Annotated in this window: 18 protein-coding genes, 1 tRNA gene and 1 riboswitch; of the genes, 16 read left to right on the top strand and 3 right to left on the bottom strand. The window is 52.6% G+C overall.

Annotation, left to right across the window (positions count from 1 at the left end; translation table 11 throughout):
- Positions 1 to 61 precede the first annotated feature (61 nt).
- The gene (locus ACJU26_RS10945; protein WP_414039683.1) at positions 62 to 1,216 is read right to left on the bottom strand and encodes an outer membrane beta-barrel protein; all 1,155 of its coding nucleotides are present in this window, start codon (positions 1,214 to 1,216) and stop codon (positions 62 to 64) included.
- 368 nt (positions 1,217 to 1,584) lie between these two features.
- Here ACJU26_RS10945 and ACJU26_RS10940 point away from each other — a divergent pair, with 368 nt between their 5' ends.
- From ACJU26_RS10940 to lon, 15 genes are all read left to right on the top strand, one after another.
- Entirely contained in the window at positions 1,585 to 3,237 is a 1,653-nt protein-coding gene (locus tag ACJU26_RS10940) for a purine-cytosine permease family protein (protein WP_414039682.1), read from the top strand.
- A 306-nt stretch (positions 3,238 to 3,543) separates the two neighbouring features.
- Positions 3,544 to 3,646: riboswitch (guanidine-I (ykkC/yxkD leader) on the top strand.
- Between the two features lie 43 nt (positions 3,647 to 3,689).
- Complete coding sequence (locus ACJU26_RS10935) at positions 3,690 to 4,679, top strand: aliphatic sulfonate ABC transporter substrate-binding protein (RefSeq protein WP_414039681.1); 990 nt, start codon at positions 3,690 to 3,692, stop codon at positions 4,677 to 4,679.
- A gap of 33 nt (positions 4,680 to 4,712) precedes the next feature.
- Positions 4,713 to 5,489: an ABC transporter permease gene (locus ACJU26_RS10930; RefSeq protein WP_414039680.1), complete on the top strand. Its 777-nt coding sequence runs from the start codon at positions 4,713 to 4,715 to the stop codon at positions 5,487 to 5,489.
- Entirely contained in the window at positions 5,486 to 6,334 is an 849-nt protein-coding gene (locus ACJU26_RS10925) for an ABC transporter ATP-binding protein (RefSeq protein ID WP_414039679.1), read from the top strand. Before ACJU26_RS10930 ends, ACJU26_RS10925 begins: the two co-directional genes overlap by 4 nt.
- Positions 6,335 to 6,392: 58 nt before the next feature.
- Positions 6,393 to 7,565 (top strand): agmatinase family protein, encoded by a 1,173-nt coding sequence (locus ACJU26_RS10920; protein ID WP_414039678.1) that lies wholly within the window; start codon positions 6,393 to 6,395, stop codon positions 7,563 to 7,565.
- A gap of 12 nt (positions 7,566 to 7,577) precedes the next feature.
- A complete protein-coding gene (locus tag ACJU26_RS10915; protein WP_414039677.1) occupies positions 7,578 to 8,993 on the top strand; it encodes an APC family permease in 1,416 nt (471 codons plus the stop codon).
- Positions 8,990 to 9,835 (top strand): urease accessory protein UreD, encoded by an 846-nt coding sequence (locus ACJU26_RS10910; protein ID WP_414039676.1) that lies wholly within the window; start codon positions 8,990 to 8,992, stop codon positions 9,833 to 9,835. The genes ACJU26_RS10915 and ACJU26_RS10910 overlap by 4 nt, the downstream gene beginning before the upstream one ends.
- 9 nt (positions 9,836 to 9,844) lie before the next feature.
- Positions 9,845 to 10,147, top strand: coding sequence for an urease subunit gamma (locus ACJU26_RS10905; protein ID WP_414039675.1), 303 nt, complete (start codon positions 9,845 to 9,847; stop codon positions 10,145 to 10,147).
- A 22-nt stretch (positions 10,148 to 10,169) separates the two neighbouring features.
- Positions 10,170 to 10,487, top strand: a complete 318-nt coding sequence (locus tag ACJU26_RS10900) for an urease subunit beta (protein WP_414039674.1) — start codon at positions 10,170 to 10,172, stop codon at positions 10,485 to 10,487.
- A 2-nt stretch (positions 10,488 to 10,489) separates the two neighbouring features.
- On the top strand, positions 10,490 to 12,196 hold the full coding sequence (ureC, locus tag ACJU26_RS10895; RefSeq protein ID WP_414039673.1) for an urease subunit alpha: 1,707 nt from the start codon (positions 10,490 to 10,492) through the stop codon (positions 12,194 to 12,196).
- 2 nt (positions 12,197 to 12,198) lie between these two features.
- A complete protein-coding gene (locus ACJU26_RS10890; RefSeq protein ID WP_414039672.1) occupies positions 12,199 to 12,654 on the top strand; it encodes an urease accessory protein UreE in 456 nt (151 codons plus the stop codon).
- A 17-nt stretch (positions 12,655 to 12,671) separates the two neighbouring features.
- Positions 12,672 to 13,328: an urease accessory protein UreF gene (locus ACJU26_RS10885; RefSeq protein WP_414039671.1), complete on the top strand. Its 657-nt coding sequence runs from the start codon at positions 12,672 to 12,674 to the stop codon at positions 13,326 to 13,328.
- A gap of 19 nt (positions 13,329 to 13,347) precedes the next feature.
- Positions 13,348 to 13,953, top strand: coding sequence for an urease accessory protein UreG (gene ureG / locus ACJU26_RS10880; protein WP_414039670.1), 606 nt, complete (start codon positions 13,348 to 13,350; stop codon positions 13,951 to 13,953).
- Between the two features lie 246 nt (positions 13,954 to 14,199).
- Complete coding sequence (locus tag ACJU26_RS10875; RefSeq protein ID WP_414039669.1) at positions 14,200 to 14,604, top strand: Hsp20/alpha crystallin family protein; 405 nt, start codon at positions 14,200 to 14,202, stop codon at positions 14,602 to 14,604.
- Entirely contained in the window at positions 14,601 to 16,967 is a 2,367-nt protein-coding gene (lon, locus tag ACJU26_RS10870; RefSeq protein WP_414039668.1) for an endopeptidase La, read from the top strand. The genes ACJU26_RS10875 and lon overlap by 4 nt, the downstream gene beginning before the upstream one ends.
- A gap of 106 nt (positions 16,968 to 17,073) precedes the next feature.
- On the opposite strand, the gene ACJU26_RS10865 is transcribed toward lon, so the two are convergent.
- Together ACJU26_RS10865 and ACJU26_RS10860 are read right to left on the bottom strand one after the other, a co-directional pair.
- A tRNA-Thr gene (locus ACJU26_RS10865) sits at positions 17,074 to 17,149 on the bottom strand.
- Between the two features lie 58 nt (positions 17,150 to 17,207).
- The gene (locus tag ACJU26_RS10860) at positions 17,208 to 18,431 is read right to left on the bottom strand and encodes a class I SAM-dependent rRNA methyltransferase (RefSeq protein WP_414039667.1); all 1,224 of its coding nucleotides are present in this window, start codon (positions 18,429 to 18,431) and stop codon (positions 17,208 to 17,210) included.
- Between the two features lie 158 nt (positions 18,432 to 18,589).
- Here ACJU26_RS10860 and mtnA point away from each other — a divergent pair, with 158 nt between their 5' ends.
- Positions 18,590 to 19,627, top strand: a complete 1,038-nt coding sequence (gene mtnA / locus ACJU26_RS10855; protein WP_414039666.1) for an S-methyl-5-thioribose-1-phosphate isomerase — start codon at positions 18,590 to 18,592, stop codon at positions 19,625 to 19,627.
- Positions 19,628 to 19,654: the final 27 nt, after the last annotated feature.

The following is a 19,654-nucleotide window of genomic DNA, read 5'->3' as shown; positions in this document are numbered from 1 at the left end:
GATAAAAAAATGAAGAACGCCTGCTAGACGCAGGTGTTCTTTGTATTGAAGCTGACTGATCTTAGAACCAGAAGCCGGTTTCAAGAATATCCCGGAACTGATCTGGTCTGTTGTCATTCCCAATACCGTTAGTGTAATTACTTAAACGAACATAGGACAACTCGTCACGGATGAAATAGCCGTTGTTCGTATAGGTGGGGGTAACCATGATACCCAAAGCACTGGATCCGGGACCATAGCCGAAATAAATACCATTTGTTTCTGATTGACTGGAATGCTCATAATCTACACCTGCAGCTATTGACCAGTGATTGTTGATATCATAGGCCCCGTGGATCATGGCACTGATGTTGTAAGAACTTGCCGTAGTCCCCAGCGTGATGCTCTTCGGAGTGTGAACGTACTGCACCTCTGGAGTGATGGTAAAATTAGATCCTGTGTACGTGTAATAAGCGCCATACATCTGACTATTATCCAGGGCAAGTTCACCATTGACATAACCATTAGGTGAGTAACGTGTTGTGCTTTTAATATTACCGGTATGGCCAGCGTTCCCCATACCATAAATAGATAGGGAGTTGTCAGCATTAATGGCGTAGGTGATTAATCCAGACACTACGTTGTAACGATTTGAATAGTAGCCATCATTCCAGGATACAGATGCGGAAATGGGTCCCATGCTGTAGTTTACTTGTACGCCACGACTCACCGTCGTTTGCAAATACCACGGAAAACCGCCTTCTATATTCATGCGCTGATAATCAAAACTTCCCGTATACCCTAATAGACTGGGAAGTTTACCAATACTCACCGAGAAATTGCTCAAGGGGGCAACAGTCACATAAGCAACGGGTAATACGCCAAAATCACTGATGGTCGAGCTGGTTGAGCTAAAAGGTTCCCCTAAAGAAGGAAAATTATAAGCACCGGCGGATAAGTTGAACTGGATCAATCCCGTTGATTTGCTAATGTTGATAAAAGCATTGGAAATATCAGCTCCAGCATTTTTGCCGTTTAACCCTGAACCTGAAGGATTGCTTTGCAAGAATCCCATACCGGAGACGACTCCCTGTACACTGACTTTGCCGATGGGGCCGGCATCTATTTTCAAAGGCGCAGGAATGGAAAATCCGGAAGCATGGGCACACCCAACTGATGCGATAGTTGCAGAAATTAGTCTTGTAAGAAGAGGTCGATAACGCAAAGATTGTTTCATGGAGGGCTCCATTGATGAGTTTATGTAGATGTGATTGCAACAGCTAAAACTAAGCAAGAACCATGCCATTTTAATGGTAATATTGTAACATTATGATTATTATTATTAAAGCAATATATAGATATCGCATGTTGATATGGGGTAGGCTGCTTTATAACTAAATTATAAAGATGTTGCACCGCTTTGGTGCTATAGGTGCCAAATAAAAAAGGCCGTGCACCACTTTGGTGCGTTGAGAAGGCGATATCTATTTGATAAATCAAGATTAAAGCTGAAAAGACGAGGGCTTGCAGATGTTGTGAGGACGGAGAAATGTTGGCATGTTTTTTGCTTTATTTCTATGGATATCCATTTAAGAGGTTTCTACAATGTCAACAAGCGCAAAACCATTAGGGAAAAATAAAATTCTAGGAAATTTGGTAACGAATCCAGTTCTAGAGGATTATTCCTTGCGTTATGCCCCATCCGGCTTTCGCAAGTGGTCGGAGTATGGGGTAGCCATGGCCGCATTGGGAAGTATTGCTTACATGGCCGATCTCGCGATTGGGGGTTCCCTGGCCATTCAATATGGTTTTACCAATGCTTTGTGGGGCATTCTTACCGCCGCCCTCATTATTTTCCTTACCGGCATCCCAATCGCTTATTACTCCTCCAAGTACAACGTAGATGTGGATTTGCTGACGCGTGGGGCAGGGTTTGGTTATTTAGGGTCTACTATCACCTCCCTCATATATGCTTCGTTTACTTTTATTTTCTTTGCCCTGGAAGGTTCGGTGATGTCTCAGGCATTCACCTTGTTTTTCGATATTCCCATTGCGCTTTCTTATGTGATCGCCTCGTTGATCATCATCCCATTGGTATTGTTCGGCATGACGGCATTGTCCGTGGTGCAGAAGTGGACCAACCCTGTCTGGATAGCCTTATTCGTGATTCCCATTGCAGCCATTTTGATCAAGGATCCGCAAACAGTGGCAGGGTGGATAGCTTTTGCCGGCAAATCTCCCAGCGGAAGTCACTTTGACCCTTTATTATGGGGAAGTGCTGCAGGTATTGCGCTCTCCTTGATTGCTCAAATCGGCGAGCAAGCTGATTATCTGCGGTTCATGCCAAAGGCGCGTAAAGATAAAAAATGGGTATGGTGGGCTGCTGTTTTAGCTGCTGGCCCGGGTTGGGTGATTTTGGGCGCTACCAAGCAATTGATGGGTTCCTTTCTCTCCTCAGTAGCGGTTTCCCATGGTACGGCCATGGCGAACGCGAACGAACCTATTCACATGTATATTGCGGGTTTCGGTTATGCATTCCCTGCCATTGCCTTGGTATTGGCGGCCATCTTCATTTTTATGTCGCAAATCAAGATCAATGTCACTAATGCTTATTCAGGATCATTGTCCTGGTCCAACTTTTTCTCGCGGATTACCCACAAACATCCTGGACGGGTGGTCTACATTTTCCTGAATGTGGGTATTGCACTGGCGTTGATGGAAGGCAATATGTTTTCCATCCTGGGAAGCATACTAGGATTTTATTCCAATGTCGCAGTGGCCTGGATTGGAGCCGTGGTCGCCGATCTGGTGATCAATAAACCCTTGCTGAAGTTGAGCCCCTCATATATCGAGTTTAAGCGGGCCCATCTTTATAACATCAATCCCGTAGGTTTTGGGGCTATGGTCATTGCCTCTGTGGTTTCCGTGGCTGCATTTTTCGGTGCTTTTGGGGTTTGGGGTGAGTCCTTTAGTGCGTTTATTGCGTTGTTTCTGGCTTTCTTCTTGTCTCCTGTGATTGCACTCATAACCAAGGGGAAATATTACATTGCCCGCGAACCACATTATCATGCTGGCACGCATCACGACATCTTGACATGTAGCAGTTGTGGTTACGAGTATGAAAAGGAAGACATGGCCTGTTGCCCGGCTCATGATGGTCCAATCTGTTCCTTATGCTGTTCTCTGGATAGTAATTGTCACGATGCTTGTAAACATGATGTAGGTATGTTGAAGGATATCCCAGTGAAGTGTGTATAATGGGGGCATTCAGACGTTATGCATGAGCATTTTCTGAAATGCTTCCGGCGGCGCACTGTTACGCCGACTATGGAATGGTGCCTTTATTACCGACCCACGCCAGCAGGTTAGACTCCGTGTAAGATCGGCACGTTAGATGAGAGAAGATTAGGTTGGACTCAAAGGTGCCCCATAAATATGCATGTTGCACAAAAGTGGGGCAAGAAAGGCACTAATAAGAAGCATAAAAAAACGCACATGTAGTCCTTATATTTTTAATCCATTGATAATAAATAGAAAATAAAATGGCACAAATGATGCTAGATTGAATGCGTAAGCTAGGGTTCCAGTTGTTGATACGCAATGTTCGGTCCGAGAGCTTAGCCCTGACAGTGGTCAGGGTTCACGGAGGGATAAAAGCCCGGGAGATACACTTTAGTGTGTGTCTCCCATTTTTTTGGGAGGATAGGGGAATGAAAAGCATAAAAACGCAAATCTTGGTGAGCATGTTTACTGCTTTCACACTAATGCCTACAGCAGCAATTGCCGCACCTGAGATCACATTGGGGTTAAGTAACTGGCCGGGCTGGGTAGCCTGGTATGTGGCCAAACACAACGGATACTTTAAGGAGTATCATGCTCATTTCAAATTAGTGTGGTTCAGTAGTTACATGACCTCAGTAGAAGCCCTTTCGGCTGGGAAAATAGATGCAAATTGCCAAGCATTGATAGACACGATAGCACCTGTTGAAAAAGGGGTTCCAATAAAAGTGGTATTGACAACGGATAATTCGGCAGGTAATGACGCACTGATGGTATCGAATAATATTAAAACCTTTAAACAGCTAGAGGGTAAAACAATAGCTGTGAGAATGGACTCTATAGAGCAATATTTAGATGAATATGCTCTAAAGAAGAATGATGTTCCGTTAAATAAAGTAAGTTTTACCAATATGTCAACAGCAGATGCTGCTGCTGCTCTCATGGCTGGCAGAGTCGGGGCAGCGGGTGTTTGGAATCCGTGGATACAGAGAATTGAACAACGACATACCGGGCATGTGCTTTTCTCAAGTGCCAGTGCGCCAGGCGTTATTCCCGATATTGTGGCGGCAAATAAGAGCATTATAAAGAAATATCCAGAACAGTTTGTGGCTCTCGCGAAAGTTTGGTACAAGACGGTTCAATTCATTGATAAACATCCGCAACAGGCTGCCAAGATAATGGCCCCTCACGTTGAGTTATCGCCTACGGTATATCAGCAGGCTTTGGCTGGAACACATTTGTTCGGAAAAGAGTTGAATTATCACTCAATGAACGCGAAATATAAAAACATGACAATTTCTTTGTATAAATCAACAGAAGACACCGGGAAATTTTTGTTGAAAGTAAAAGCAATTAATAAAGTTCCAGACCCGAGTATGTTCATTGATCCAACCTGTGTAAACGACGCAATCAAAAAATAGTGATAAAAGCTAGTACGAGGGTAAGGAGATACCATGAAGCCGAAATTAAGAGTTCCAATACGGAGGGATGTTTACTTCATAATTTCCATTCTAGGTTTCCTTGTCCCGCTAGTTATATGGCAAATGGTATGTTCTGAACACTTAGTAAGCCACCTTTTCCTGCCGACACCTGTGCAAGTCTGGGAGGCTATCAGGACATGGTCCAACGGAACACTGGGAGAGGATATTTATGTATCAGTTAAACAAGTTATTTTAGGTTTTCTTTACGCTGCGGTGATAGCTGTTCCTTTAGGTATTTATATTGGTCTATTCAAACCTATTGAAGCAGCGCTTCAACCCATAAATGATTTTTTTCGCTATATGCCAGCTTCGGCATTTATTCCGTTGGTCTTGTTATGGATAGGAATTGGTGATTCAGCAAAGGTATCCATAATATTTATTGGCGTTTTCTTTCAAATAATTGTCATGACAGCAGATGTAATAAGGAATGTTCCCCAAGATTATATTGATGCCTTATATACGATGGGAGCGAGGGATTCAGAAGCGATCAATTTGGTAGTTATTCGGTGTGCAGCCCCTGATATATTGAATATATTAAGAGTGAATATGGGTTGGGCCTGGACCTACCTAGTTGTGGCAGAAATGGTGGCCGCCAATCGTGGTCTTGGTTTTGCCATCATGCAAGCACAGCGTTTCATGGATACGCCAAGAATATTTGGCGGGATATTTATTATTGGGATGCTTGGAGTAATATTTGATCTTGCTTTTAGGTTTTTATACCATATTATTTTTAGGTGGAAAGTGATATGAATATTCAAGAAAATAATGCTTATATGGAAGTACGAAATATTTATAAAAGTTTTCCATCAGTCCAGAAAAGGAAAGAAAAAAAGCTGGTGCTTGAGAATATTTCTTTCGCGCTTAGAAAAGGCGAAAAACTGGCGATTGTTGGCGCCTCGGGCTGTGGCAAGTCAACGTTGCTGAGAATTCTTGCTGGTCTTGATGAAGCTAGCAGTGGTGATGTCTTCCTTGATGGAAATCGGGTGTCAGGCCCCGGCAAGGATAGGGGGTTCGTATTCCAAAAGGCCTCTTTGTTTCCATGGTTAACGGTTGAAAAGAATATTAAGAGTTCGCGGCAACTCAGAATCAATATGAGAATAGATGATAATGAGATTTCAAGAACAGTTTATCGAGCTAACATGCTTATAAATCTTATGGGGTTGCAAGGCACTGAACGTCTTTATCCTTCGCAGATTAGTGGCGGAATGCAGCAAAGAGTAAGCATTGCACGGGCTCTTGTTGCAAATCCTAAGGTTTTATTGATGGATGAGCCGTTTTCCGCGCTTGACAGTCAGACTAAAGAAAATCTATATAGAATTGTTAGTAAAATATTTATGATAGAAAATGCAACTTCTATTATTGTCACTCACGATGTGAATGAAGCGGTATTATTGTGTGATCGCGTCATAGTCTTGTCGCCAAACCCTGGAAGAATTGATAGCGAGTTTGATCTTCTTGATATTCCAAGAAATGATCAAGGCATGGCCAGGCAGGATAGTCACGGTTATCTGGATGTCGTTTTTGCCATACGTGAAAGGATACGTGGTACCACATTTTCATTGGAGGGTAAAGATATTATGATTGATTCTGGGTGATAACTACATTTAAAAAGTTTTAATTGTCCATAATATACTTGCTATTAGGAGTTTTGTCATGAAAAAAGATATCTGGTCAAATAATGGTCATTATTCTCGTAACCATCATCCTTCTTTTGACAAATCCAATCTGGATGGTTGGAAAGCGATGCATAAGGAAAAGGGCTTGCCCTCCACGAAATGGAACCTGGAAAAAGAAAATGCCCTAAAAAATGGCTTGCAAGGCTCTGATAGCATTGAAGACAAAAGCATTCCCACATTTTCACGCGGAGAGCTTCCCCACTTTGCTGGGATCAATACGTTTATGAAAGCCCCTTATGTGGAAGATATTAATGATGTCGGAGATTATGATGTAGCAGTTGTTGGCGTTCCCTTTGATGGTGGCACGACGTATCGCCCTGGAACTCGCTTTGGACCGCAGGGTATTCGGCGAATATCTGCTCTGTATACCCCTTACAATTATGAGATGGGTGTTGACCTGCGTGAACAAATGTCCTTGTGTGATGTCGGTGACATTTTCACCATTCCCGCGAATATTGAAAAATCATTCGATCAGATCAGTAAAGGAATTGGCCATATTTTTGCCAGCGGTGCCCTTCCCATAATATTGGGTGGTGATCATTCAATCGGTTTTGCAACTGTCCGTGGAATCGCCAGTCAAACCGATAAAAAAATTGGTATCATTCATTTTGATCGACACGCCGATATTCAAGAGAAGGATCTTGATGAACGTATGCACACGACACCATGGTTTCATGCAACCAATATCCCCAATGTTCCTGCTGAGAATTTAGTTCAAATTGGCATTGGTGGTTGGCAGGTTCCAAGAGAGGCTGTTGCTGAGGCAAGAAAAAGAAATACCACAATTCTAACCATGAATGACGTAGATCATCTTGGCTTGGAAAGAACCGCTGAAATTGCGCTGGAAATGGCCTGGAAAGGGATGGATGCCGTATATATTTCTTTTGATATCGATTGTGTCGACGCTGGATTTGTCCCTGGTACTGGTTGGCCTGAACCGGGTGGTTTCCTACCAAGGGAAATTCTTCGATTGCTGCAATTGGTTGCTAAAGAAGGTATCTGTGGGATGGAGGTTGTTGAGGTTTCTCCACCGTATGATGTTTCTGATATTACTTCGTTAATGGCTCTGCGAGCTATCGTGGATGTGCTTGGAACTGTTGTTGCCCATGGGAAAATGGGTTCCCATAAAAGGATCATTCGCGGTTACTAAGGCCATTCAGCCATGAAACGTAGAGGAATGACTACGCTCAACCAGACCCTGCACTTAGATGGCTTGTCCAGCCTATCCATATCCAGCGTCGCGCCACTGTTCAGTGTGGCCGCCGCTGGGCCAGCCATGGCGCAGGCTGCCGGGGTGGATGTCCCGGTGGCGATTATGCTCATTGCTTTGCCTTTTTTACTGGCTGCCTGGATTTTTCTTTCCTTGAACCAGCATTTTCCGCATGCCGGAGGATCCTATCATTGGGCACGGCGCATTTTGGGTGTGCATTACTCCAATTTCCAGGCCTGGATTTTGTTGATGGCCTATTTTTGGTCGATTCCACCCATCATCCTGCCCGCTGCGGAATATTCCCTGAACCTTTTGGGTATGCCCGTCACGCCCTGGCACAACTTGCTGATGGGCGGATTCTGGGTGCTGTTTTCTGGTAGTGTCTTGTTGCTGGGAGCACGGATGACCGCCTGGGTTACCCAGATTTTCCTGGCATTGGAAGTGCTCGCCGTTGGAGCTATGGCTTTTTGGGGGTACAGTCATTGGGGCATGCCGGTTGCTGGAGCGGAACCCTTTTCCTGGTCCCAGGTGAACTGGCCAGGCGTGGCTGTCTGTATGGTGCTTGGGGCGACCATTGTGGATGGTTGGGAAATCGATACCTATGCGGCAGAAGAAGCCATGCAACCCCGTAGTGCTCCGGGGTGGGGAGGCATTTTTGGTGCTGTGGCGGTGGTAGCGTATTATTTGCTGATTTGGCCCCTATTGCTGCATCAACTCCCGCTGAATGCCCTGTCCCAGAGCAATGACAGTCTCGCTTTGTGGACGTCAACGATGGCGCCTGCCTATGCGCCCTGGATGCGCCTTGCCGTACTGGCATCTACGGCGGGAAGCTTATGGCTGACTACGTTTATACTTTCACGCGCGCTGTTTGCCATGGGAAGAGACGGGACGATGACTCCCTGGCTCGCTCGCCTCAATACGCGACAGGTACCCACCTGGGCGGTGATCATTCCGCTGGGGCTGTCCCTCGTGATTTCCAGTCTGCAATTGTTTTTACCCAGCATCCGTTCGCTGTTTGATTTGCTGCTGAGTGCGGCGGGGTTTTTTCTGGTGGCCGAATTTTTGCTGGACGGCTTGAGTATGCTCCATTTTCTGACCAGAGGACACGCGCGTTTGGTCCATGGCCATCAGCCCTTGTCCGCACATCATCACCTGGGACTGCTGATGGCTGCTTTGGTCGTGGTATTGATGTTGTCGTCGGTAGAAATCCTGTTTCTGATCTATGGTCCCCAGTATATTGCACCAGGTATCGATCGGGTGGTGGCTGGCCTTCTGGCCTTGGGGGTCGGGTATGCCGCATGGCAGAGGTGGCAGCATCCCCATCAGCGAACGTTCATATTTCCCGTGGAGGAAACCCGCATTTCATGACTGAGGATAAGCACGGCCATCCGCGTTGGGAGGGACACCTGCAACTGCGTTTTGAACGGCGCCAGAACCAGACCCGATTAAGTCATCAGTTCGTCGCCATGCCGCTGGCCTTTCAGAAGGTGTATTACCCGGAGGGAGATCAGGTATGCCACGGGGTGATGCTGCATCCCTCCGGAGGGGTGGCCAAAGATGACCAGCTCTTGATCCGCGCCGATTTGGGGCCGGCCGCAGAAGTGCTGTTGACTACCCCTGGGGCGGGGAAAGTCTATCGCAGTGCTGACCGTGCGCGACAGCAGGTACACTTGCAATTAGACAGCGGTGCCTGTCTGGAATGGTTTCCCCAGGAAAGTATTGTATTTGACGGCGCCCAGGTGCAAAACCATTTACAGGTGGAGCTTGCCGAGGAGTCTTCCTGGTTCGGCTGGGATGTCTGGCGTTTGGGGCGGAGCGGAGCCGGAGAGCGCTTTACGCATGGCTCCTGGCAAGCAGTCACGGAGGTATGGCGTGAGGGTCGGCCACTCTGGGTGGATCGTCAGCAATTGCGGGGAGGCAGTGGGCTGCTGGATTCTCCCTACGGACTCAACGGCCAGTCCGTTTTGGGGACCATGGCTTTCCTCGGGCAGCCGGTTTCCAGGGACTTGCTGGAGACCTGCCGCGAAGCTGGTCAAGCGGCTATCGGTCAGGGTGATTGGGCACTGAGTCGTCTGGAATTTGGATTGGTTGCCCGCTATCGCGGCGCTTCCAGTGCCCGTGCCCGTAGTCTTTTCGTCGCTATCTGGGGTATTCTGCGCAAGACGCTGCGGCAGCGCACCCCGTGTATTCCGCGCATCTGGAACACCTGAGAGGACAGCATGCATCTGACCCCCCAAGAAAAAGACAAACTCTTGTTATTCACGGCGGCATTGGTGGCGGAACGCCGCCGTGCGCGTGGTCTCAAACTGAATTATCCAGAGGCTGTGGCTTACCTGTCCGCAGCCATTATGGAGGGTGCCAGAGACGGGAAAAGTGTCAGTCAGTTGATGAGTGAGGGCAGTCAGATCCTGGGCCGTGATGACGTCATGGAAGGCGTGGCGGAAATGCTCCCGGAGGTTCAGGTAGAGGCTACCTTTCCCGATGGCACCAAACTCGTGACGGTACACCATCCCATTCGCTGATCGACTTCAGGAGTAATTCCCCATGATTCCCGGTGAAATTCGTACACTCCCTGGCACCCTGATGCTGAATGCCGACTGCCTGCGCACTACGCTGTTGGTCACCAATACCGGTGATCGACCCATTCAAGTGGGTTCCCATTATCATTTTTATGAGGCCAACAGTGCCTTGCAATTCATGCGTGCAAAGGCCTTTGGCAAGCGTCTCGATATTCCAGCGGGTACGGCGATGCGTTTTGAACCCGGTGATGATCGGGAAGTGGTACTGATCCCCTTTGCCGGGGAGCGCCGCATCTATGGTTTCAACGCGCAGGTGGAAGGCCCCCTGGATGGAGGAAGCTGATCATGGCCGAGATGGATAGGGTGGCTTATGCCGAACATTTTGGCCCGACGACAGGAGACCGGGTGCGTTTGGCAGATACGGATCTCTGGATACAAATCGAACGCGATTTTACCCATTATGGCGATGAGGTGAAATTTGGCGGCGGCAAGGTCATCCGTGACGGGATGGGGCAATCGCCCCTGTCTCAGGCCGACGGGGCCATGGACCTGGTCATCACCAATGCGGTCATCGTGGACTGGTGGGGCATCGTCAAGGCCGACGTGGGAGTGCGGTTGGGGCGCATTGCGGCCATCGGTAAAGCGGGTAACCCCTACACCCAGGCCAACGTGGATATCATCATCGGACCGGGTACCGAGATCATTGCGGGGGAGGGGATGATCCTCACCCCGGGCGGGATCGACTCCCACATCCATTTCATCTGTCCCCAGCTGATCGAAACGGCCCTGGCCTCGGGAATCACCACCATGCTGGGCGGTGGAACGGGGCCAGCAGCGGGGAGCAACGCCACCACCTGTACCCCCGGCCCCTGGTATTTACAGCAGATGTTGCGCAGTGCCGATGCTTTTCCCATGAACCTCGGATTTCTGGGCAAGGGCAATTCGGCAAGACCCGAGGCGCTGCAGGAGCAAGTCGAGGCAGGCGCCATCGGGCTGAAGCTGCATGAGGATTGGGGTACCACGCCGGCTGCGATTGATTGTTGTCTGGGGGTGGCCGATGCCTACGATGTGCAGGTAGCCATTCATACCGATACCCTCAATGAAGCCGGATTTGTCGAAGATACCATTCGGGCTTTCAAGGGGCGGGCTATTCATAGTTACCACACCGAGGGTGCTGGCGGCGGTCACGCGCCCGACATCATCAAGTTATGTGGCGAGGGTAATGTGTTGCCTTCTTCCACCAATCCGACCCGGCCCTATACCGTCAACACCGTAGAAGAACATCTCGATATGCTCATGGTCTGTCACCATCTGGACGCGGCCATCGCCGAAGATCTGGCTTTTGCCGAATCGCGGATTCGCCGGGAAACCATTGCCGCTGAAGATATCCTGCAGGATCTGGGGGCTATTTCCATGATGGCTTCGGATTCCCAGGCCATGGGCAGGGTCGGCGAAGTGATTCTGCGCACCTGGCAGACGGCGCATAAGATGAAAGTGCAACGCGGTGCCCTGAAAGGCGATCCGGCAGCGCATGACAATACCCGAATCAAACGATATATAGCCAAGTACGGCATCAATCCCGCCATCACCCACGGGATGGCGACCGAAATCGGTTCCATAGAGGTCGGTAAACTCGCGGATCTGGTGCTTTGGCGCCCCGCATTTTTTGGTGTGAAGCCGGATTTGGTGCTGAAAGGCGGGATGATTGCCTGGGCACAAATGGGGGACGCCAATGCCAGTATTCCCACCCCGCAACCGGTCTATGGGCGGCCCATGTTTGCGGCTTTTGCTGGGGCGCGGCATCAGACTGCGCTGACCTTCGTGTCCCGCCATGCCTGGGAGCGCGATATTGCCGGTTCTCTGGGGCTGCACAGTCCAGTGGTTCCGGTTGCCGATACCCGACAACTCCGGAAACAAAACATGATCAACAATGATTATCTTCCGGTCATCGAAGTGGATCCGCAAAGTTACGCGGTTCGTGCCGATGGGGTTTTGCTACACTGTGAGCCCGCTACCGTATTACCCCTCGCGCAACGCTATTTTCTGTTTTGACCATGCAGACCGTTATCCGTCGTGCGCCTTGTGGAGACCGGGATAGGGAGGCCTTACCGGTCTTGATTCTGGATGCGGAAGCCAGGGAGCGGGCGCGTCAGGTTGTGCCGTTGCCGGATGGGCAGAGCCTCGTTTTGCAATTACCGCGTGGGACCGTCCTGGCGCCTGATGACGTGTTGTTGAACGCCGCAGGAACTGCGCTGGCTCTGGTAGAGGCTAAAATAGAGTCAGTTTACACCCTGCGCGCCGAAGACATTCTTCATCTGTTGCGGGCGGCATACCATCTGGGAAATCGTCATATCGCCATGGAAGTACAGCCGGACTATTTGCGCATCAAGCCCGATCCTGTGCTGGCGCATCTCGTTGCCCATCTGGGCGGCGTGCACCTCATCGAAGAAATGGCGCCTTTCGTGCCCGAGGGTGGCGCTTATAGCGGCCACGGTCATACCCACGGATGATGGTCGCGGATGCCGGCATGCTGGGGCGCTTATTGCAGTTGAGCAGTGCCAATCTGCCCGTTGGCGCCTTTGCCTACTCGGAAGGGCTGGAAACCCTGGTGGTTCAGGGCGTCGTTCAAACAGCGAAGGACTTACAGCAATGGCTGGTGGATGCCCTGGAATATGGGAGCATACGGGTAGATACCGCTGTGCTGCGGCGCCAGATGGCAGCCGTGGCGGCCAACGATAGGGACCGATTTCAATATTGGGATGCCTGGCTGGGAGCCAGTCGAGAAAGTGAAGAAATGCGCGCCCAAAGCCATCATATGGGACGGGCTTTGCAGCGTCTCTATCGGGAAATGAGCGACGACGAAACACCTTTATTCGCGGGAAGTGCGAGCCATTTTGTCAGTGGGTATGCCCAGGTAGCCGTTGCCTGGCATTTGCCGGTGACGGCAACGCTCTATGCCTATGTACATTCCTGGGCGGCCAATCTGATCACGGCGGGAGTGCGGCTCATCCCCCTTGGGCAGAGTGATGGACAGCGTATTTTGTGGCTGTTGCAGGAACGGATAGAAGCGGTGCTTTCTTATGCCGAAACCGCTGCAGATGAGGCGTTGTGCGCATGGAATTTTGGCCAGGCGTTAGCCAGTATGAGCCACGAAACCCTCTACAGTCGTCTTTATCGTAGTTGAAGTGCAAGGAGTCGGAAAAATGGAAGCGCTACGGATTGGCATTGCGGGGCCGGTAGGTTCGGGGAAAACCGCTTTACTGGAAGCTTTGTGCAAGGCGTTGCGGGAAAGTTACGAAATCGCCGTGGTAACCAATGATATTTATACGCGAGAAGATGCCGATTTTCTGGTACGCCATGAAGCCCTCGAAGCCGAGCGGATTATCGGCGTGGAGACGGGCGGTTGTCCCCATACCGCCATTCGTGAGGATGCCTCCATGAATCTTGCCGCTTTGGAAGACCTGGAAATCCGCTTTCCGCTGGTTCAACTGCTGTTTGTCGAAAGTGGAGGCGATAACCTGGCGGCCATGTTCAGTCCAGAACTGGTAGATGTCAGTATTTACGTCATTGACGTTGCTGCCGGCGACAAAATTCCCCGCAAGGGTGGTCCAGGCATCACCCGGTCTGATTTGCTGGTCATCAATAAAATCGACTTGGCGCCCTATGTGGGAGCCGACTTGGATATCATGGACGCGGATACCCGAAAAATGCGCGGTGACCGTCCCTTTGTGTTCACCAATCTGAAGACTGGGGAAGGGCTGCAGCAGGTTATCATGTTTATAAAGCAGCAATTGATGCTGCGGAATTAATTGGATTTAGAATTTTTGAGGTGTCCTGAATCTCGTGGACACTCCCGATTGGAAAGCCGTGATTCGCAAACAGGGTTGGCCAATAGCCGCGAAAACGCTTTGGCCATGTGCAGGCATCGGCTAGCTGCCCTACGGCGTTAGCAGTTGCTTACCCAGGGTAATCATCGCCAAGATGAAGAGGTATAGCCGCGAAAATACGCTACAATACTGAGACGTCATGGGGACGCCGATCAGGGGGACTGGGGGATGCGCGATCTGGAAGACATCATGTGGATGCAGGCCATAGATATGTTGGAGCGTGCGGAACGCCTGCAGCGGCGCTTCTTTCAACCGGCCCCGTCGGGTCGCCAGACAGCCTGGCAGCCGCCCATGGATGTCTTTGAGAGCAGTGGTGGGCTGCAGGTTGTCGTGGCATTACCCGGCGTTAACCCGGAGGAGGTACGGGTGGCGTTCAGCGGCAATGTCCTGATGGTGAGTGGTCAGCGCCGGCTCTCCGCGGAGCTGCAAACGGGGCATATCCATCGTCTGGAGATCCCTTACGGGGTTTTCGACCGGCGCCTGCAGATCCCCGATGATTTGACCTTGCATAGCTGGGAAATGCGAAATGGCTGCCTCCATTTGTCCTTTCGCCGGCAAGGGGGTATGAAATGAGCAATCCGCACGCGGAGGCGAGCGAAGGCGGCAAGCTGGTATTACCTGAAGGTGTTTTGCCGATATTGCCCATGCGCAATATTGTTCTTTTTCCAGGGGTCGTTCTGCCGCTCGGCATCGGCCGCGAGCAATCCGTCGCGGCGGCTCAGGAAGCCATCCGTCAGGAATGTTCCGTTGCCGTGTTGCTGCAAAGGGATCCCGGCAACGATGCCCCCGGCCCTGATGATCTATATTCGGTGGGTACGGTGGCCAACATATTGCGTTATGTGACCACTGGGGATGGCGGCCACCACCTCATTGCCCAGGGAGAAGGTCGTTTCCGGGTGCGCGAATTCTTGCCGGGTTATCCCTTTCTGGCGGCCCGTATCGAACGCCTGGAGGAAAGCACTGCCACCGGTTCGGAGATGGATGCCCGGGTTCTGCACCTGCGTCAGCAGGCCGCCGAGGCGCTGTCCCTCCTGCCCCAGGTGCCCCAGGAACTGGCCCAGGCCATTGCCCATGTGGAACAGCCGGGGGCGCTGGCGGATTTGATTGCCAACTTTCTGGATCTCAAGACCGAGGAGCGCCAGCAGATCCTGGAAAACCTCGACGTGCACAGCCGCGTGGAGCAGGTCTCGCAGTTTTTGAGCTATCGCATCGAGGTCCTGAAGCTTACCCACAAGATCGGCGAGCAGACCAAGGAAGTCATGGATCGCCGCCAGCGTGAGTATTTTCTGCGCGAGCAACTCAAGGCCATCCAGCAAGAGTTGGGGGAAGGAGAGGAGGGCAACGGTGAGATGGAGGCCCTGGGCCATGCCATTGACGAGGCCCACCTCCCCGCCGAGGTGGAGGCAGTGGCCCGCAAGGAACTGCGACGCCTGCAGCGGATGCCCGAAGGGGCCGGTGAGTATGGCATGGTGCGCAGTTATATCGATGCCATCCTGGCCCTCCCTTGGACCAAGGAGACAGCGGAGCGCATCGATATCGGCGAAGCACGGGGCATTCTCGACGAGGATCACTACGATCTCGACAAGATCAAGCGGCGCATCCTGGAGCATCTGGCGGTGCATCGCCTGAATCCCAAGGGGAAGAGTCCCATTCTTTGCTTCGTGGGACCGCCGGGGGTGGGCAAGACCTCTCTGGGCCAGAGCATCGCCCGCGCCATGGGGCGCAAGTTCGTGCGCGTGAGCCTGGGCGGCGTCCATGACGAGGCGGAGATCCGCGGTCATCGGCGCACCTATATTGGCGCCCTGCCGGGGAACATCCTCCAGGCCCTGGGCAAGGTGGAGGTACGCAACCCGGTGATGCTCCTGGACGAGATCGACAAGCTCGGCGCCGGCGGTTTTCACGGCGATCCTGCCGCCGCCCTGCTGGAGGTGCTGGATCCAGAGCAGAATCGCACCTTTCGCGACACCTATCTGGCCATGCCCTTTGACCTTAGCCAGGTCTTTTTCATCGCCACGGCCAATGTCCTGGATACCATCCCCGGTCCCCTGCGGGACCGCATGGAGATCATCACGCTGCCGGGTTATACGGAGGAGGAAAAGAGGCACATCGCCTCCCGCTATCTCCTGCCCCGGCAGCGGGAGGCGGCGGGGTTGACGGCGGAGCAGCTGGCGCTGGAAGAAGACACCTTGCTGGCCCTCATCCGCGGCTATACCCGCGAGGCCGGCTGCCGCAATCTGGAGCGGGAACTGGGGGCCATCTGCCGCTGGGTGGCGGTGCGCGTCGCCGAGGGCAGCAGCAGCGGGATGCGGGTCCGCCCCGATGACCTGGTCACCATTCTTGGTCCCCAGCGCTTCGAAAACGAAGTCGCCTCGCGAGTGGCCCTGCCCGGCGTGGCCACCGGCCTGGCCTGGACGCCGGTAGGCGGAGATATCCTCTTCATCGAGGCCAGCAAGAGCCCTGGCAACGGCCGCCTCATCCTGACCGGCCAGCTCGGTGATGTCATGAAGGAGAGCGCCCAGGCGGCCATGAGCCTGGTCAAGGCGCGGGCGGCGGACTGGCAGATTGCCCAGGAGAGCATCGACAAGAGCGATATTCATATCCACATCCCCGCCGGCGCCATCCCCAAGGATGGGCCCAGCGCGGGGGTGACCCTTGCCGTCGCGCTGATCTCCCTGCTCACCGGCCGCAAGGTGCGGCCGGATGTGGCCATGACCGGTGAGATCAGCCTGCGCGGCCTGGTCCTGCCCGTCGGGGGGATCAAGGAGAAGGTCCTGGCGGCCCTGCGTGCTGGAATCCACACGGTCTTGCTGCCGGCGCGTAACCGCCGGGATTACGAAGAGATCCCCGAGAATGCCCGGCAACAGCTCACCTTCATCTGGATAGAACGGGTGGAAGATGCAGTGGCGCAGGCGCTGGAAATAGGCCAGGAAAGGTAAGTTATCTGAATCGTGTTACAGGTCATGCCATCTGGATGCGGATGGTCAGGAAAGTCCATCGTGCACAAATTAAGCACTAGCCGTTAAGCCAAGTGCTTGTTTTTAATGGTGCCGGCAAGAGGAGTCGAACCTCCGACCTACCGATTACGAATCGGTTGCTCTACCAACTGAGCTACGCCGGCGTGGGCGCGATTGTACCTGCCACCGGGCATGGCGACAAGAATCCATCGCGCCTGGTGATCAGGCGATCTTTTCTGCCTCTTCGGGTAACTCTTCCCGACGGTGGATGAAGAAGCCCTTGAGGTAGTTGCTTTCCGGCACCGCCGGGTGAATGGGGTGATCCATATCCTGGGTGCCTTCGGCGATGATGGCGTAATCCCCCCGTTGGGCGCCAAAGGCAATATGATTGAGCAAGGTTTCCCGGCTCAGATGATGCGAGCAGGACGCGGTAAATAGTATGCCACCCGGTGCCAGCAGCCGCATGGCCAGATCATTGAAGCGTCGGTAGGCGATGCTGCCTTCCTTGAAGTCTTTTTTGGATTTGATCAAGGCGGGTGGATCGAGGACGATCAGATCAAATTGTTCGCCACGATCCCGCAGCCTGGCCAGGCTGTCCATGGCATCGTCGTGGATGATCCGGATAGGAGGCACGGTATTGCGGTGGGCATTTTCCTCCAGTAATTTCAGAGCCGGTGCAGAGCTGTCTACTGCCGTCACTTCCTGGGCCCCTGCTTTAGCCAGAGGAATGCTGAAAGCACCCAGATAGGCGAAACAGTCCAGAACCCGTCGCCCTGCCGCATGGAGCATCAGGCGGCGGCGGTTGGCGCGATGATCGTAAAACCAGCCGGTTTTTTGGCCGCCGTAGGGGTCCATTTCAAATAGACAATCATTTTCCCAAACCATTAAGCGTTCTGGAACTTGACCAGACAAAACCTCGACCCGATCTTCCAGACCTTCCAGACGGCGTACTGCGCCACCTGCTTTCAGCAAGATACCAGTAGGACGCAATAAGACTTGCAACGCCTCACTAATCAGCGCGATATCCTGCTCCATACCGAGACTACCCGGTTGCAGGATCAGCGTATCCTCGTAGCGATCAATGATCAGACCGGGCAAGCCATCGCCCTCGCCATGCACGAGCCGATAAAAAGGCGCGGAAAATAAACGTTCGCGCATGCGCAAGGCCTGGAGCAGACGTTCCTGATAAAAGTGCTTGTCGATGATCTGATGCGGATTACGGCTGAGCAGGCGCCCGCACAGGAGAGTATGGGGGTTGATATGGGCCAGACCAATGGCCTTGCCTTGGGCATCTGCTATTTTGCAGACACTACCCGGAGTCACGTCCTGCAAAGGCGTCCTGGCGACATCAATTTCGTTGCTGTATATCCAGAGATGGCCGGCACGCAGGCGGCGGTCCTCCTTCGGACGCAGGCGCAGGGTAGGGTAAGTAGTGCTTGATGACATGATCAAAACCTGTAGGGAAAGGGAGTCTGCCGGTTTTTCCCCAAATCATCGGGGACGGGCAAGGGACAATATTTTACAGATATTTCGTTGATCCGTATATTGAGCGCGCCGGGTATTTTATCCGCCGCCACCCTAGTCTGCCACCCAGGAGATGATCTGTGCCTATTGTCGATAATATTCGTGCCATTCGTTGGGAAGACAACCGGCTGTGTTTACTGGATCAGCGCCTGTTGCCACAACAGGAAGTCTGGTTGAAGCTCAGTGATTATCGGGAAGTCGCCGTCGCCATTACCCAGATGGCGGTGCGGGGAGCACCGGCCATTGGCGTGACGGCGGCCTATGCCATGGCCCTGGCGCTCCAGGAGATGCGCGAACTGGCGGACTGGCAGCAGCGTTTGGCAGGAGCCGCAGCGGAGATCAAGGCGGCCCGGCCTACGGCTGTCAATCTGGCCTGGGCTACGGATCGGCAGTTGGCTCTGGCGCAAAAAGAGACTTCTGCGGATACCGCCGCCGCTATTTTGCTGCAGGCGGCCCATGCCCTGCTGGAGCAGGATATCGCCGATAATCAGCAGATGGGTCGCCACGGTGCAGCCTTGTTACCCGAGCAGGGTGGCATTCTGACCCATTGCAACACGGGAAGCCTCGCGACCGGTGGTTACGGGACCGCCCTTGGCGTCATCCGTGCGGGCATTTCGGCCGGCAAGCAGCTGCAGGTCTATGCGGATGAAACCCGACCCTGGCTCCAGGGCGCGCGCCTGACCGCCTGGGAATTGCAAAAAGATGGTATTCCCTTTCATCTGAACGCGGACAGTGCGGCGGCTTACCTGATGCAGCAGGGGCTTATCCAGGCGGTGATTGTGGGCGCTGATCGTATTGCCGCCAATGGGGATGCGGCCAACAAGATCGGCACCTATGGTCTGGCGGTTTTGGCCCAGTATCACCGCATCCCCTTTTATGTGGCGGCGCCCCTGAGCACCGTGGATTTTGCCATGCCTGCTGGCGCAGGAATCATCATCGAAGAGCGTCCGGAAAGTGAAGTGCGGCAGTGTGCAGGCCATGATGTAGCCCCGGCCGGAGTCCCGGTGCGCAACCCGGCCTTCGATGTGACGCCCGCGGCTTTGATTAGCGCGATTGTTACGGAAAGAGGGGTTGCCCGGCCGGACTATCTGCACAGCCTCGCGGAACTGCGGGTCTGAAACATGCAGAATGTTTCCTGTTATGGC

This window comes from Acidithiobacillus sp. M4-SHS-6, from assembly GCF_047421495.1.
Taxonomy (GTDB): Bacteria; Pseudomonadota; Gammaproteobacteria; order Acidithiobacillales; family Acidithiobacillaceae; genus Acidithiobacillus.
The sequence above is the reverse complement of the archived record's forward strand: the minus strand, read 5'-3'. Positions and strand labels throughout refer to the sequence as shown.

Bases quoted from the DNA above. Each gene is read 5' to 3' on its own strand.
- ACJU26_RS10945 (WP_414039683.1), bottom strand. From the start codon at position 1,216: ATGAAACAATCTTTGCGTTATCGACCTCTTCTTACAAGACTAATTTCT.
- ACJU26_RS10940 (WP_414039682.1), top strand. From the start codon at position 1,585: ATGTCAACAAGCGCAAAACCATTAGGGAAAAATAAAATTCTAGGAAAT.
- ACJU26_RS10935 (WP_414039681.1), top strand. From the start codon at position 3,690: ATGAAAAGCATAAAAACGCAAATCTTGGTGAGCATGTTTACTGCTTTC.
- ACJU26_RS10930 (WP_414039680.1), top strand. From the start codon at position 4,713: ATGAAGCCGAAATTAAGAGTTCCAATACGGAGGGATGTTTACTTCATA.
- ACJU26_RS10925 (WP_414039679.1), top strand. From the start codon at position 5,486: ATGAATATTCAAGAAAATAATGCTTATATGGAAGTACGAAATATTTAT.
- ACJU26_RS10920 (WP_414039678.1), top strand. From the start codon at position 6,393: ATGAAAAAAGATATCTGGTCAAATAATGGTCATTATTCTCGTAACCAT.
- ACJU26_RS10915 (WP_414039677.1), top strand. From the start codon at position 7,578: ATGAAACGTAGAGGAATGACTACGCTCAACCAGACCCTGCACTTAGAT.
- ACJU26_RS10910 (WP_414039676.1), top strand. From the start codon at position 8,990: ATGACTGAGGATAAGCACGGCCATCCGCGTTGGGAGGGACACCTGCAA.
- ACJU26_RS10905 (WP_414039675.1), top strand. From the start codon at position 9,845: ATGCATCTGACCCCCCAAGAAAAAGACAAACTCTTGTTATTCACGGCG.
- ACJU26_RS10900 (WP_414039674.1), top strand. From the start codon at position 10,170: ATGATTCCCGGTGAAATTCGTACACTCCCTGGCACCCTGATGCTGAAT.
- ureC (WP_414039673.1), top strand. From the start codon at position 10,490: ATGGCCGAGATGGATAGGGTGGCTTATGCCGAACATTTTGGCCCGACG.
- ACJU26_RS10890 (WP_414039672.1), top strand. From the start codon at position 12,199: ATGCAGACCGTTATCCGTCGTGCGCCTTGTGGAGACCGGGATAGGGAG.
- ACJU26_RS10885 (WP_414039671.1), top strand. From the start codon at position 12,672: ATGCTGGGGCGCTTATTGCAGTTGAGCAGTGCCAATCTGCCCGTTGGC.
- ureG (WP_414039670.1), top strand. From the start codon at position 13,348: ATGGAAGCGCTACGGATTGGCATTGCGGGGCCGGTAGGTTCGGGGAAA.
- ACJU26_RS10875 (WP_414039669.1), top strand. From the start codon at position 14,200: ATGCGCGATCTGGAAGACATCATGTGGATGCAGGCCATAGATATGTTG.
- lon (WP_414039668.1), top strand. From the start codon at position 14,601: ATGAGCAATCCGCACGCGGAGGCGAGCGAAGGCGGCAAGCTGGTATTA.
- ACJU26_RS10860 (WP_414039667.1), bottom strand. From the start codon at position 18,431: ATGTCATCAAGCACTACTTACCCTACCCTGCGCCTGCGTCCGAAGGAG.